Raw genomic sequence first — 13,130 nt, forward strand, 5'->3', positions numbered from 1 at the left:
GGACGGGCTGGGTATGTCAGCCCGTCCGGCGTTTGAGGACAAGGCCCGTTCAGGGCCGTAGCGGGGGTTCGGGGGCGAAGCCCCCGAGGGATGGGACGGGTAAGGGCGGCGGGGGCGAAAACCCCTCAGTCGTGCGCCGCCTTGCCGCTCACCCTGTGATCCGCATGGCTCAGCGCCTCCATCACCAACCGCCGCAAGTGCCCGTCCCGCAGGCTGTAGTGGACGTACCGCCCCTCGCGCCGCGTCTCCACCAGCCCCGCGAGCCGAAGCTTCGCCAGATGCTGGCTGACCGCCGTCCGCGACGCCTCGCACCGCTCCGTCAGCGAACCGACGTCCGACTCACCCTGCGCGAGCAGCCACAGCAGATGCAGCCGCGTCGCGTCGGACAGCAGCGCGAACACCTCGGTCGCCTCCGCGAGCCGCGCACTGTCCGGGGCACGCAGATGCGTATCGGCCGCAGGTGGCAAGGTCTCGCGAGCAGGCATGCCCTCAGCGTAGAGGGAGGAGGGGCCCGTCGAGGGCGACGGCCACTCACCGATTCCCGCATCCCCCTGTCAACATGTGCGCAGGTGCGCACCTATAGCTAGAGTAGTGAGAGGTCACGCCCGCTCCCCGCCGCCCCCAGGGACCGCCGCATGCTCTCCGTCCTCCGCAACCGCACCTACCGCCGCCTCTTCACCGCCCAGCTCGTCGCCCTCACCGGCACCGGCCTGGCGACGGTCGCTCTTGCCCTCCTCGCGTACGACCTCGCGGGCGCCGATGCCGGTTCGGTCCTCGGTACCGCGCTCGCGGTCAAGATGGTGGCGTACGTCGTCATCGCCCCGGCCGTCGGCGCGGTCGCCGACCGGCTGCCGCGGCGCGCGCTGCTGGTGGGGGCTGACCTCACGCGGGCCGGGGTCGCGCTGCTGCTGCCGTTCGTGGACCAGGTCTGGCAGGTGTACGTCCTGATCTTCCTGCTGCAGGCCGCGTCGGCCGCGTTCACCCCGACCTTCCAGGCCGTCGTACCGGACGTACTGCCCGCCGAACGCGACTACACCCGGGCCCTGTCCCTGTCGCGGCTCGCGTACGACCTGGAGAGCCTGTTCAGCCCCGCCCTCGCCGCCGCGCTGCTGTCACTGATCACGTACAACTGGCTGTTCCTCGGCACAGTGGCCGGTTTCCTGGCCTCGGCCGCCCTGGTCACCTCCGCCGTACTGCCCAAGCCCATCGCCGAAACCACCGCCCCACCCACCGGCAGCGTGTACGCGAGAGCGACCGCCGGCACCCGGCTCTTCCTCGCCGTCCCCCAGCTGCGCGCCCTGCTCGCCCTCGACCTGGCGGTGGCCGCCGCGAGCGCCATGGTCACCGTCAACACCGTGGTGTACGTCCGTGACCTGCTCGGCCGGAGCGCCGCCGACGTACCGCTGGCGCTCGGCGCGTTCGGTGCGGGCTCGATGGCCGTGGCGCTGCTCCTGCCCCGGGTTCTCGACCGGATACCGGACCGTACGGTGATGCTGCGGGGCGCCCTCCTGCTCACCGGCGTCTTCGTCGTGCTCGGCGCCATCACCTCGGCGGGCGGCGGGAGTTGGCGCTGGCCCGGGCTGCTGGCCGCCTGGGCCGCGTTCGGTGCCGCCTGCTCGATGGTGCTCACTCCGACGGGGCGGCTGATCCGCCGGGCGGCGCCGGCCGGGGAGCGGACGTCCGCGTTCGCGGCCCAGTTCTCCCTCTCGCACAGTTGCTGGCTGCTGACGTATCCACTGGCGGGATGGCTCGGCGCGGTGGCCGGGCTTCGGTTCGCGGTGTTCGCCCTGGGGGCCGTCGCACTCGTCGGCGGGCTGCTCGCCGTACGTCTGTGGCCTGCGCGGGAATCCGCACCCGTCGAGCACGAGCACGCCGGTCTGCCCGCCGGGCACCCGCATCTGGCCGACGCGCGACGGGTCGGCGGCGGCTGGCGGCACACCCACGACCCGCTCCTCGACGGGCTGCACGCCCACGGCTGACCGGACGGACGGGTCAGTTCGCCGCGAGCCAAGGCTGCGGATCGGCGTAGTAGCCGTCGTAGATCACTTCGAAGTGCAGGTGCGGGCCGGTGGAGAGGCCGGTGGAGCCGACCCGGCCGATGGGGGTACCGGTGGACACCGTCTGACCGGCGGTGACGCCGAGCGCGGACAGATGGCTGTACGTCGTCTCCAGGCGCTTGCCCTCGATGGTGCCGTGGTCGATGACGATGCGGTTGCCGTACGCCTTGGTCATGGCCGCGAAGACCACCTGGCCCTGGCGGGCGGCGAACACCTGGGCGCCCTGGGGCGCGCCGAAGTCCACGCCGGTGTGGAGTTTGGTCACGCCGGTGAGGGGGTGCTGGCGTGACCCGTAGGGGGAGGTGATGACGAGGGTGCTCACCGGGGCGGCCAGGATCGCGTTCGCCGGGGCGCCGCCGGTCACGGGTTCCTGGTCGAACGTCTCGTAGCGCGGGAGCAGTTCCTTCACCTCGGCGAGGTACGTGCGAGCGCCGTCGGGCACGCGTCCCGCTTCGGTGACCTCGTCGATTCCGACGGCGTACGCGGCGAGGGTGAGGTCCACCAGCTCGCCGTTGACGGTGCCTTCGGTTCTGAGGTCCGTGATCTGCCGGGCGAGGGCGCAGTCCTGTCGGCCGAGGGCCATGATGGCGTCGGCCTCGTCGCGCGGTGAGGAGGTTCCGTTGCCGTCGTCGTCCTTGCCCCAGGTCCGCCACTGGGCGGTGGTGAATCCGGCGATGCCCTGCTCGCCCGTGAGTTCGCCGGTGTCGTCGCGCCAGCCGGTGAGCTGGTCGATCTGGGCGGCGAGCACGGACGGTGCGACGACGGTGCAGGCGGCGGCCTTGCGCAGCCACGGCCCGTAGGTCTCGTTGACGCCACCCACGCTGCTCTGCTCCGTGTCCGCCGCCGAGGCCCCGTCCCCGGGCAGACCACCCGTCAGAGCAAGAAAACCGGCGACGACAGCAAGGGTCACCAAGCACGGCAACACCATCAACGTGAAGAAGCCCGGACCACGCCGACGAGGGCGCTGCGCCGGTGCCCCAACGGCGTCGTCGTCACTCACACACAGACGCTAGCCCGCCACCCACGGAAGATCACCGACCCCAAAGGCAGACCAGAAGGCAACAACACACGTCCACAAGGGCAGCCCCGGCAGGGGCGCGGGGAACTGCGCGACCAGCCCCCACCGGCCCGCGGCAAACGAACTACCCACCAGGGGAGCCCCTAGCAGCAGCCAACATCCAGACGACAAAAGCACGACGCCTCGATCGGAACATCCGCCAAAGCAACCGCAATCTTCAACTGCTGAGCAACGATCCGAGCCTCCCCCACCCGCCCCAGCCGAACCAGACACTCATGGAACCCGTGCAGCGCCCACACGTTGCCGGGATGCTGCACCGCACGCGGAAGCGTGTCGTCGAGGCCGAGGTCGGCCCGATAGACCGCCTCCGCCTCCGCGACCCGCCCCTGTTCAAGCAGCAGCGCGCCATACGCGTGCCGGGTCGGCTGCATCCACCCCCACGGCTCGTCGTAGGGCAGGTTGTCGTCCAGCGCGATCGACCGCTCCAGCGCGGCGAAGGCGGCGTCGAAGTTGCCCTTTCGGTACTCCAGTTCGCCGTCGAGCATGGCCGACGCGACGGCGAGGATGTCGGGGCACGTGTTGTTGAACAGCATCCGGGTCTCCGGGACCCGGCCGACCGCCGCGCGGAACAGTTCGCGCTCCGCCTCGGCCTCCGCGATGCGGCCCGTGGCGGAGAGGGCGACCCCTCGGGCGTACCGGAGCATGGCCGTCGTCACGCAGTACAGCGACGGGTCGGCGGGCAGCGGCAGTTCGAGGATGTCCGGCCAGCGGCCGAACCGGATCAGCACATGGACGCGCATGGCGAGGAAGCCCTCAAGCCAGTCGGCCATGGGCGGGCTCTGCACCCGCAGCAACTCCTCCGGGATGGACGCCTCCAGTTGCGCGGCGGCCTCCAACGCGGTCCTGGACTGGCCCAGGAACATCGCGCCGTAGATCTTGAAGTGGTGGTTGTGCGACCGGTAGAGGGTGTAGAAGTTCATCGCGCCGGACCTCGCGCGGAACTTGTCGTCGGCGACGATCGCCGTGCTGTTGTCCGCGACCACGCGCCGGTAGTCGCCGCAGAGCACGTCCAGGTGGGTGGGCATGTGCTGGAGGTGGCCGGCGTCGGGGACCAGGCCGCGCAGCCGGTCGGCGGCGGGCAGGGCGGTCTCCGGGGCGGCGGACATCTCCATCAGGTGGATGTAGAGGTGCAGGAGTGCCGGGTGCCGTGAGCCGGCGTCGGTCGCGATCGCCCGTTCCAGGACGGCCTTCACGGCGAGGGTGCGCGAACCTTCGGCGGGCTCGCCGGTGCGTACGTCCCACAGCTGCCAGGGGGTCAGGTTCATCAGCGCGTCGGCGTACAGGGTGGCGACGTCGAGGTCGTCGGGGGCGAGTTCGTACGCCGTGCGCATGCTGTCCGCATAGGGCTCGTTCCACACCGAGCAGTCCTCGACTGCCTCCGCCTGCGGGTAGCGGGAACGCAAGGCGCCGATCAGGGCCTGTTCGACGGGCGTGGCACCGGCCGCCTTCCGCTGGGCGAGTTCGACGGCGGCGTGCGTGCGGGCGACGGTCGCCGCGAGTTCCTCGCCGTCGAAGAACTCCCAGGGTTTGTTGTAGTTCGGGCCGAGGGCGTACGCGATGCCCCAGTGGGCCATGGCACAGTCGGGATCGGCCGCGGCGGCGGCCTCGAAGCAGGAGACGGCCTCCTCGTGGTGGAAGCCGTACGTCCACACCAGGCCCCGGTCGAACCACTTCTGGGCCTCGGCGGACGACGTCGTCACGGTCCGCGCGTGGGTGCCGAGGTCGTAGTCGTAGTGATCCATCGGTGTCTCTCCCGGTCTCCCGCTCCGCTGGGGCCTGTCCGGCGAGACTAGAGCCGCCCGCGGCCCGCGGCAGCACGCGTTCCCGGCGCCTCCCGCCCTGGCCCCGGGGAGCCCGGTCATAAGATCACCCTCGTAGGCGCGAAGGATGTTGACGGCCGGGTGCGTGTCGACGTCCGTGCGGGGTGCGGGAAGTGATGAGAGGAAGCGGCGTGAGCGAGCAGGGCAGCACGTCAGAGGGACGCGGCCGGCTGGACACCTCGGTGGCCCACAACGCGAGGGTGTGGAACTACTGGATCGGCGGCAAGGACAACTACGTCGTCGACCAGGGAGTCGGTGACCACATCGACGCCATGTTCCCGCTGATCCGCAGCGTGGCCCGCGCGGACCGCGCCTTCCTCGGGCGGGCCGTGCGCTTCCTGGTCGCCGAGCGGGGTGTGCGGCAGTTCCTGGACATCGGGACGGGACTCCCGACGGTGGACAACACCCACGAGATCGCCCAGCGCATCGCCCCCGAGTCGCGGATCGTGTACGTCGACAACGACCCGATCGTGCTCGCGCACGCCCGTACGCTGCTGACGGGCACCAGCGAAGGGGCCACGGACTACATCGACGCGGACGTCCACCGCCCCGAGACCATCGTCGCCCGCGCCGCGGAGACCCTCGACTTCGACCGGCCCGTCGCCGTCATGATGCTCGGCATCCTGAATTTCGTCCTCGACACCGGCCAGGCGCAGGACATCGTGCGCCAGGTGATGGCGGCGGTGCCCTCGGGCAGCTATCTGGTGCTGACCCATCCGACGACCGACTCGGATCTCGGTGGTGAGGGAAACATCGAGGCGATGAAGTTCTGGAACGAGAACGCCACCCCGCCGATCACCGCACGTCCCCGTGCCGAGGTCGCCGCTTTCTTCGACGGCCTGGATCTTCTCGACCCGGGGCTCGTCTCCTGTGCGCAGTGGCGTACGGAGAGCGACTCCACCGCTACTCTTCCGCAATTCGGCGCCGTCGCTCTGAAGCCCTGAGCGGAAAGAAGGACGAGGGCGGCACAGCGTTTTCTCAGGATCATTTCAGGCGCGTATTCACAGGCCGTCGGCGATAATTGGCATATGAGTACGGCAACGTCTGAACTACTGGCCGCGTCGAGCGATCTACTCAACGTGACGGCCGCATTTATCGCAGGCCTGTTCATCGCTGGTGCACTGATCTGGGCCTTCTGGTTCGGCATGCGGGTCCGGGACCGGGAATCCGCCCGACCCCGCCCCGACGAACAACCCACACTCCCGCCCTCCGGTCCCGTCCACGAGATCCGCGAGATGCGGGAGCCCGACGAAATGCCGCGCGCTGCGGCCGAGCGGGAGCGGCTCATGCCGTACGAACTCCACCCCGCGTCGACGAAACGACGCAAGGACCAGCAGCGGGGCCGCTGGGACCCCGGCTCCAGCGGTTCCTTCGGCAGTGGCGGCCTCGGGCGCCACTGACCCCTCTGCCCCCTTGCCCCCTCCGCCTCCCTCCGATCCATCCGCGACCCGGCCCCACGATCCGCGGAGCGTGGTTCGCGGACTACGGAGAGCTGCCCGGACGCGGTTGTACACAACGTGAGGCAACCATTCACTCGTTCGATTCGTATAACTCCTTGGAGGCGGGGCACGGGGGACGGGACGGTAATCCCGGAGTGCCAGCGTCCACTTGACCGACGTCGTCGCCGATCGAGGAGAAGCGATGCAGCTGTTCGTTCTGAACTACGCGCGCCCAGCTGAGCAGTTGGAGGTGAGCACTCCGTACAGTTACGACTGCGGACTGCAGTTGAATGTGCTTCCGGGTGGGCGGATAGCGGCTCATGACCATGCCGTGATGCGTGAATTCGGGGCCACAACGTCGACCGCCGGTTCCAAGACTCACTTCGACGACTGAACATGGATCTGACTCGATGACGGTCCTGGTTCTGACGTCCGAACAGGACGTGACGGCGGATCTCGTGGTGGCCCGACTGAACAGCACCGGCATTCCCGTGGTACGGCTCGATCCCGCCGACCTGCCCGGCGATGTCGCCCTGTCCGGCGAGTACGTGCACGGCGCGTTTCGCGGGCATCTGTCCGTCGGCGGGCGGCTGGTCAGCATGGGCGGGCTGCGGTCCGTGTGGGTGCGCAGGCCGGGGGTTCCGGGGGCGCGGGCCACCGAGCCGTCCGGCTGGCTCACCGAGGAGGCCTCGCAGGCCTTCTACGGCATGCTCCGGGGTACCGGCGCGCGCTGGATGAACCATCCCGACGCGGCTCGCCGGGCCCGGCACAAGCCCTGGCAGCTGCATCTCGCGCAGCGCAGCCGGCTGCCCGTGCCGGCGACGCTGATCACCACGTTCCCGCAGGCGGCCCGTGACTTCGCGCAGCGTTTTCCCGACCTGGTCGTCAAGCCCGTCTCCGGGTCGCATCCGCAGGAGCCGCCCAGGGTGGTACCGACGAGCCGGGTGGCGCCCGATGTCGACTTCACCGCCGTCGCCTTCGGGCCCACCCTGCTGCAACGCCGGGTCGACAAGCGGGCCGACATCCGTCTGACGGCGGTCGGCGACGGGATCCTCGCCGCCCGCAAGGCAGTTGCGCCGGACGCGCATCCCGACGACGTCGACGTCCGCTTCGCGCCCTCCGACGAGCCCTGGCGGCCGGTCGAGGTGTCGCCGCGGATCGCCGAGGCCGTGCACCGGTATCTGCGGGAGGCCGAACTCGCCTACGGGGCCTTCGACTTCGCCGAGGACGCCGACGGCATCTGGTGGTTCCTCGAATGCAACCAGTCGGGCCAGTTCGGCTTCGTCGAGATGGACACCGGGCAGCCGATCGCCCGGTCCGTCGCCGACTGGCTGGCCGGGGAAGAGCCCGACAGACAGCCGTGCGACCCGCGGGGGTCCATGCGCACGGCTCCCTGAGGAGAGCCGCCGCGAAAGTGTCGTCACCCTCAACAGGGCAACCTCCTACGGTGAGTTCATGGACTTCAGCGTGGTCGCCGCGGCGCGTGCGGACGGCGGTCCGGTCGATGAGCCGGTGCAGGTCGGGGTGGTCGCCGACCGGCTCGGGTACCGCGAGGTGTGGGCCGGGGAGGGGCCGACCTGGGACGCGTTCGTCCTCGCCACGGCCATCGGCCTCGCGACCGGGCACGTCGCCCTGACGGCCGGCCCCGTGCCCGTCTCCGTACGCGATCCGCTGACGATCGTGCGGGGCGCGGCCTCGGTCGCCGCGGCCGTGGGGCGCCCGGTCGGGGTCGCGCTGGGGACCTCCAGCAGGCGGGTCGTCGAAGGCGTGCACGGGGTGCCGGGCGGGGCGATCGTGCCCGGGAGCGTCTTCCTGCGGCGGCACCGGCCGCCCGGGGGCCCGCTCACGGTGGCGGCGTTCGGCGACCGGGCGATCTCCGTGGCGGCCACCCATGCCGACCGGATGGTTCTCGATGCCGTCTCCCCGGAGCAAGTGCGGGCCCTGCGCGGCACGTTGGACGCGACGTCGAAGCGGGCGGGGCGCGTCCCCCCTCCCCGGCTGGCCGCCTGGCTGCCGGTCGCCGTCGCCCCCCGGCCGGAGTCGGCTCGACCAGGTCCTGCGGAGTGTCGCCGGCTATCTGGCCGTCCCGGGCTACAGCGACATGCTCACCGCAGCCGGGTTCGGAACGGCTGTGGACCTCGCGCATTCCGGTGCCCCTGTGGACGCGCTGCTCGCCGCGTTGCCGCCGGAGGCCGCGGGCACGGTCGCGCTGGTGGGTGACTCCGACGCCGTACGCGCCCGGATCGACGCCTATGCCGGCGCCGGGCTGGACGAGATCGCCCTGGTGCCCGCCACCGCCGGCGACCCGGCGGGCGAGCACACGCTCACGGCTCTGGCAGACCTCGTCTGATCGCCCGTCAGCCCCGGCGCACGGGTGACACCACCACGGCGCATTGGTATGGACCTGCCAATGGTCAGCGGCTAGGCTCTGCCGAGCCACACGTGTGAGAGCGCTCTCAGAGTACCGCCGTTCCACCCCCACCTTGTTGGAACAACGAAGGGCAACTCCCTTGAGACGCAGGACGATCACGCGCGCCTCCCTGGCCGCGACACTGCTCATGCTCGGCACCTTCGTCACGGCGGGCGTCCTGCCCGCCGCCGCCGACTCGTCCCCTACGACCAAGACCCCCGCCACCGAAGCACCGGCCTCCGCCGGACTGCTCGCCGCCATGCAGCGCGACTTCGGGCTGACGAAGCCGCAGGCCGAGGCACGCATCGCCGCGGAGAAGGCGGCGACGGCCGCCGAACCGAAGGCCCGTCGGGCCGCCGGCGCCTCCTACGGCGGCTCCTGGTTCGACGCCGACAGCGGTCGACTGGCCGTCGCCGTCACCTCGAACGCCTCCCCCGCCACCCTCACCTCCGTCCGGGCCACCGGCGCGGCCGTTCGCACCGCGGCTCACAGTGCGCGCCAGCTCGACGCCACGCGGGCCCGCCTCGACAAGCTGGACGCGCCCGACGGAGTCAGCGGCTGGCACGTCGACCCGAAGGGCGGCGCGGTCGTCGTGACCGTCGTCGCCGATCGACAGGGCGACAACGATGTCGAACAGTTCCTCGACCGCGCCCGTGCCGCAGGTCCCGTCACGGTGGAGAAGACCGCCTCCGCCCCGCGCACCTTCGCCGCCGGAACCGTCGGCGGCGACCCGTACTACACGGGCAACGTCCGCTGCTCCATAGGGTTTTCGGTACACGGCGGATTCGTGACCGCCGGGCACTGCGGCCAGGCGGGCGCCGGGGTCAGCGGCTGGGACCGGTCCTACATCGGCAACTTCCAGGGCTCCTCGTTCCCCGACAACGACTACGCCTGGGTCAACGTGGGCAGCGGATGGTGGACCGTACCGGTCGTGCTCGGCTGGGGCACGACCTCCGACCGGCTCGTGCGCGGCTCGGCCGTGGCGCCCGTCGGTGCGTCGATCTGCCGGTCGGGGTCAACCACGCACTGGCACTGCGGGACGGTGCAGGGCCTCAACGAGACCGTCAACTACAGCCAGGGCGCGGTCTATCAGATGACGAAGACGAGCGTCTGCGCCGAACCGGGCGACTCCGGCGGCTCGTTCATCAGCGGCGACCAGGCCCAGGGGGTGACCTCGGGCGGCTGGGGCAACTGCACCAGCGGGGGCCAGACCTGGTTCCAGCCCATCAACGAGATCCTCAGCCGGTACGGCCTGACCCTGCACACAGCCTGAACCAGCGTCTCCTGATCCAGCGTTCCTGAACTCCCCTGTTGGCGGCACGCGGAGGGCACGCGTGCCGCCAACAGGCTTGCCCGTACGGTCAGTTCGGCGGGTCCACCTGATCGGCCCCAGGACTCAGGACTCAGCGCTCAGTACTCAGGGTTCGAGCTTCCTGAGCTGTGCATTGGTGCGCCGGGTCCGGCGGAGGCGCTCGGGGAGCGGGGTGCGGTAGTCGGGCAGCAGGCGCTGGGCGCGGAACGCGGACTTCAGGAAGGCGCGGACGACACGCTCGCGGCGGGGGCTGAGCCAGCCGATGCCGTGGAGGCGGCAGACGCGCTCGCCCGCCAGGTAGCGGGTCAGGTCCCGGCCGAACGGCCGTAAGGGGGACGGGAACCAGCGCTCGGCGAAGAAGTCCATCATCGCGGTCGCCACCCGACGGCCGGCCTCCGTCGGCTCGTACGGCCGGGAGTCGAACTTCGCCGCGAACTCGGTCATGGCGTTCCAGTCCTCGGGGAACGCCTCTCCGTCCAAGGGACCGGACTCGCGCTCCAGGAGGCGGAAGAGGGTCCGCGCCCAGTGGTGCCACGCGGTCTTCATCTTCTCGCTCGTACCGGGCAGACCGAGGGAGGTCTGAAGCCGGTCCCCGAACGTGGCCAGCAGGACCAGGGGATAGACGAAGTCGTCGATGTCGTCGAAGTTGCCGGAAAGGTGCGGGGTCCGGCGGGCGACGCCCAGGTGGATGCGGTTCAGGCGTTCGGCGGCTCTGCGGCCCGCCTCGCTGGACAGGCCGTCCACCATCCAGGCCGTCAGGAAGTCGTTGCCGTCCTGGAAGCGCCGGTGGGGACGCGTCTCCAACTTCGCGGTGTGGGCCAGGGTGGCGGACCCCATGCTCGGCTGCATCATGCGCATGGTGCCCGGATAGATCATCATCGCCAGGGCGAACTCCGGGACGCGGTGGCCGACGTAGAGCGAGATCATCCGCTCCCAGTCGGTCTCCGGGTCCATTCGGGCAAGCTCACGGTCCACCCATCTGTACCCACGGCGCATCGTCGGTGCCCTCCCCGTCCCCGACCGGGCGCACTTCCCCGTATGGGAAGGCGCATGCCCTCAAAGCCCTTTCGCCACAAGGTAGTTGAGGGTTCGGGACGGCCGGTGCTCCGCTATGCTCGGCCCCTTCGAACGAACGACGACCAACCGAACAGGGAACGTGAGAGCGCACGTGACATCCGGAGATGGCGATCACCCATCGGCGACGCGTTCGGACCGCGGCTCGGGACACGGTTCGGAACGGCTGATCGCCGGCCGGTATCTGCTCCACGACATCCTCGGCAGGGGCGGCATGGGCACGGTCTGGCGCGCCCATGACCAGTTGCTCGACCGGCCGGTCGCCGCCAAGGAGCTGCACATCCTCACCCACGGCGACGAGGAGCACCGCATCCGGGTGCGCCGCGCCATCCGTGAGGCACGCGCGGTCGCCCGGGTGCCGCACCCCCATGTCATCGGTGTCCATGACCTGGTCGAGGCCGAGGACCGGCTGTGGATCGTCATGGAACTCGTCAACGGGCCTTCGCTGGCCCACCGGATCGCCGAGACGGGCCCCCTCCCTCCGCATCACGCCGCCGCCCTCGGTCTGCAACTGCTCGACGCGCTGGAGGCCGTGCACAACGCCGGTACCCTGCACCGCGACGTCAAGCCCGCCAACGTCCTGCTGCGCCGGGACGGCAGCGCGGTCCTCACCGACTTCGGCATCGCGGCCCTGGACGACGGCGAGTTCCTGACGACCACCGGCGAGCTGATCGGCTCCCTGGAGTTCATGGCGCCCGAGCGGGTGACGGGAGCGGAGGCCGGTCCGGCGTCCGACCTGTGGTCCCTGGGCGCGACCCTCGCCACGGTCTGCGGCGGGCTGTCCCCGTTCCGCAGACCGGCGGCGCCCGCGACGCTGCACGCGGTGGCGTACGAGGAACCCGTCCTGACGGAGCGACTCGGCCCGCTGCGCCCGGTCGTCGAGGCGCTGCTGCGCAAGGCCCCGGGCGAGCGGCCCTCGGCAGCCGTCGTCCGTTCCGCGTTGCAGCGGGTCGCGGCCGGGGAGACGTCGGAGATGTTCGCCGAGCCGCTGCCCCCGGCGACCGTGCGCGTACTGCGGCCCTCGCATCCGACGGCCGACGCGGACACGGTGACCAGTGGGCATGGGCGGCTCGTCCCGGCCGGGCAGGGCGATCCGACGGCGCGGCGCACCACGTCCCTCAAGCACACGCAGCCCCGGCCGTCCCGCCGGGCGGGCCGCAAGGGGCTGTGGTGGGCACTGACCGGCACGGTCGTACTGGCGGCAGGCGTCGTGGGCGGTCTCTTCCTCACCGGGACGCTGCCGTTGAAGGATGGCCCGAAGACGACGACCGTCAGTCAGGTCGTACAGTCGGCGACCGGCTGGCAGCCGGTGACCGGAGCGGCCATTCAGCGAGGGGACCAGGTCACCGTGCGATTCGTCTCGGGTGAATGGACGGTCGACCACCGGAACATACCCATGACCGGGCCGGCCGGCTACGACGCGGAGACCGACGCGTTGCTGGACGGTGCGAGGGACTGCAAGGTCGAGCCCGCGGCACCGTTCGGCACCCTGCTGGCCGTCCTCACGGGCACGAAGGGCTCCCCCGTCCACTCCGTCGGGCGGAGGCTGACCTTCCGGGCGACCGGGAACGGCACCCTGCAACTGGGCATCAACGACTCCGCCGGGGCCTGCTCCGAGGACAACCGGGGCACGCTGACCGTGCAGGTGAGTGTCACGCACCAGCCTTGACGGACCGGTCACCGACACCAAGATTGCTAATGGGATCCATTTTCATGTAGCGTCCTTCTCGCTCGCCGACCGAGGAGGATTCCCATGGCCGTTCCCAAGCGGAAGATGTCCCGCAGCAACACCCGGCACCGTCGCGCCCAGTGGAAGGCTGCCCCGGCCCAGCTGGTGCCGGTCACCGTCGACGGGGTCGCCCACATGGTGCCGCAGCGCCTGGTCAAGGCGTACGAGCGCGGGCTGATCCAGCCCTGACCGGAACTCCCCGATCCAGGCC

At 70.8% G+C, this 13,130-nt stretch carries 14 protein-coding genes; 10 read left to right on the plus strand and 4 right to left on the minus strand.

The window, feature by feature from the left end; translation table 11 throughout:
* Positions 1–125: 125 nt before the first annotated feature.
* A complete protein-coding gene (locus tag ACWDR4_RS43180) occupies positions 126–485 on the minus strand; it encodes an ArsR/SmtB family transcription factor (protein WP_450416801.1) in 360 nt (119 codons plus the stop codon).
* Positions 486–635: 150 nt separating this feature from the next.
* On the opposite strand from ACWDR4_RS43180, the gene ACWDR4_RS43185 reads away from it, so the two are divergent.
* Complete coding sequence (locus tag ACWDR4_RS43185) at positions 636–1,979, plus strand: MFS transporter (RefSeq protein ID WP_450416803.1); 1,344 nt, start codon at positions 636–638, stop codon at positions 1,977–1,979.
* A gap of 13 nt (positions 1,980–1,992) precedes the next feature.
* Here the strand turns inward: ACWDR4_RS43185 and ACWDR4_RS43190 are convergent, their stop codons facing one another.
* Together ACWDR4_RS43190 and ACWDR4_RS43195 are read right to left on the minus strand one after the other, a co-directional pair.
* Positions 1,993–3,063: a M23 family metallopeptidase gene (locus tag ACWDR4_RS43190; RefSeq protein WP_450416858.1), complete on the minus strand. Its 1,071-nt coding sequence runs from the start codon at positions 3,061–3,063 to the stop codon at positions 1,993–1,995.
* A gap of 155 nt (positions 3,064–3,218) precedes the next feature.
* Entirely contained in the window at positions 3,219–4,877 is a 1,659-nt protein-coding gene (locus ACWDR4_RS43195) for a tetratricopeptide repeat protein (protein WP_450416805.1), read from the minus strand.
* 194 nt (positions 4,878–5,071) lie between these two features.
* Between ACWDR4_RS43195 and ACWDR4_RS43200 the strand changes: the two genes are divergently transcribed.
* The 7 genes from ACWDR4_RS43200 (at position 5,072) to ACWDR4_RS43230 (ending at position 10,077) form a co-directional block, all read left to right on the plus strand.
* Positions 5,072–5,899 carry an SAM-dependent methyltransferase gene (locus tag ACWDR4_RS43200; protein ID WP_450416807.1) on the plus strand — a complete coding sequence of 276 codons (828 nt, stop codon included), beginning with the start codon at positions 5,072–5,074 and terminating at the stop codon, positions 5,897–5,899.
* An 84-nt stretch (positions 5,900–5,983) separates the two neighbouring features.
* Positions 5,984–6,355 (plus strand): DUF6479 family protein, encoded by a 372-nt coding sequence (locus ACWDR4_RS43205; RefSeq protein ID WP_450416809.1) that lies wholly within the window; start codon positions 5,984–5,986, stop codon positions 6,353–6,355.
* Positions 6,356–6,596: 241 nt separating this feature from the next.
* Positions 6,597–6,788 carry a putative ATP-grasp-modified RiPP gene (tgmA, locus tag ACWDR4_RS43210; RefSeq protein ID WP_319210443.1) on the plus strand — a complete coding sequence of 64 codons (192 nt, stop codon included), beginning with the start codon at positions 6,597–6,599 and terminating at the stop codon, positions 6,786–6,788.
* Positions 6,789–6,804: 16 nt separating this feature from the next.
* Positions 6,805–7,791 carry an ATP-grasp ribosomal peptide maturase gene (gene tgmB, locus ACWDR4_RS43215; protein WP_450416811.1) on the plus strand — a complete coding sequence of 329 codons (987 nt, stop codon included), beginning with the start codon at positions 6,805–6,807 and terminating at the stop codon, positions 7,789–7,791.
* Positions 7,792–7,849: 58 nt separating this feature from the next.
* Positions 7,850–8,614: an LLM class flavin-dependent oxidoreductase gene (locus ACWDR4_RS43220; RefSeq protein ID WP_450416812.1), complete on the plus strand. Its 765-nt coding sequence runs from the start codon at positions 7,850–7,852 to the stop codon at positions 8,612–8,614.
* Positions 8,607–8,744 (plus strand): hypothetical protein, encoded by a 138-nt coding sequence (locus ACWDR4_RS43225; RefSeq protein ID WP_450416814.1) that lies wholly within the window; start codon positions 8,607–8,609, stop codon positions 8,742–8,744. The genes ACWDR4_RS43220 and ACWDR4_RS43225 overlap by 8 nt, the downstream gene beginning before the upstream one ends.
* 208 nt (positions 8,745–8,952) lie before the next feature.
* The gene (locus tag ACWDR4_RS43230) at positions 8,953–10,077 is read left to right on the plus strand and encodes a S1 family peptidase (protein WP_450416859.1); all 1,125 of its coding nucleotides are present in this window, start codon (positions 8,953–8,955) and stop codon (positions 10,075–10,077) included.
* Positions 10,078–10,221: 144 nt separating this feature from the next.
* Here the strand turns inward: ACWDR4_RS43230 and ACWDR4_RS43235 are convergent, their stop codons facing one another.
* The gene (locus tag ACWDR4_RS43235; RefSeq protein ID WP_450416816.1) at positions 10,222–11,070 is read right to left on the minus strand and encodes an oxygenase MpaB family protein; all 849 of its coding nucleotides are present in this window, start codon (positions 11,068–11,070) and stop codon (positions 10,222–10,224) included.
* Between the two features lie 214 nt (positions 11,071–11,284).
* Between ACWDR4_RS43235 and ACWDR4_RS43240 the strand changes: the two genes are divergently transcribed.
* Positions 11,285–12,859, plus strand: a complete 1,575-nt coding sequence (locus ACWDR4_RS43240; RefSeq protein ID WP_450416818.1) for a serine/threonine-protein kinase — start codon at positions 11,285–11,287, stop codon at positions 12,857–12,859.
* A gap of 84 nt (positions 12,860–12,943) precedes the next feature.
* Positions 12,944–13,108 carry a 50S ribosomal protein L32 gene (rpmF, locus tag ACWDR4_RS43245; RefSeq protein ID WP_450416819.1) on the plus strand — a complete coding sequence of 55 codons (165 nt, stop codon included), beginning with the start codon at positions 12,944–12,946 and terminating at the stop codon, positions 13,106–13,108.
* The last annotated feature ends 22 nt before the right edge of the window (positions 13,109–13,130 follow it).

This window comes from Streptomyces sp. NPDC000878 (genome assembly GCF_053599695.1).

What these genes read in the sequence shown, in the direction of transcription:
- ACWDR4_RS43200 (WP_450416807.1), top strand. Translation starts at nt 5,072, where the DNA reads ATGAGAGGAAGCGGCGTGAGCGAGCAGGGCAGCACGTCAGAGGGACGC.
- rpmF (WP_450416819.1), top strand. Translation starts at nt 12,944, where the DNA reads ATGGCCGTTCCCAAGCGGAAGATGTCCCGCAGCAACACCCGGCACCGT.
- ACWDR4_RS43180 (WP_450416801.1), bottom strand. Translation starts at nt 485, where the DNA reads ATGCCTGCTCGCGAGACCTTGCCACCTGCGGCCGATACGCATCTGCGT.
- ACWDR4_RS43220 (WP_450416812.1), top strand. Translation starts at nt 7,850, where the DNA reads ATGGACTTCAGCGTGGTCGCCGCGGCGCGTGCGGACGGCGGTCCGGTC.
- ACWDR4_RS43185 (WP_450416803.1), top strand. Translation starts at nt 636, where the DNA reads ATGCTCTCCGTCCTCCGCAACCGCACCTACCGCCGCCTCTTCACCGCC.
- tgmA (WP_319210443.1), top strand. Translation starts at nt 6,597, where the DNA reads ATGCAGCTGTTCGTTCTGAACTACGCGCGCCCAGCTGAGCAGTTGGAG.
- ACWDR4_RS43205 (WP_450416809.1), top strand. Translation starts at nt 5,984, where the DNA reads ATGAGTACGGCAACGTCTGAACTACTGGCCGCGTCGAGCGATCTACTC.
- tgmB (WP_450416811.1), top strand. Translation starts at nt 6,805, where the DNA reads ATGACGGTCCTGGTTCTGACGTCCGAACAGGACGTGACGGCGGATCTC.
- ACWDR4_RS43235 (WP_450416816.1), bottom strand. Translation starts at nt 11,070, where the DNA reads ATGGACCCGGAGACCGACTGGGAGCGGATGATCTCGCTCTACGTCGGC.
- ACWDR4_RS43230 (WP_450416859.1), top strand. Translation starts at nt 8,953, where the DNA reads ATGCTCGGCACCTTCGTCACGGCGGGCGTCCTGCCCGCCGCCGCCGAC.
- ACWDR4_RS43195 (WP_450416805.1), bottom strand. Translation starts at nt 4,877, where the DNA reads ATGGATCACTACGACTACGACCTCGGCACCCACGCGCGGACCGTGACG.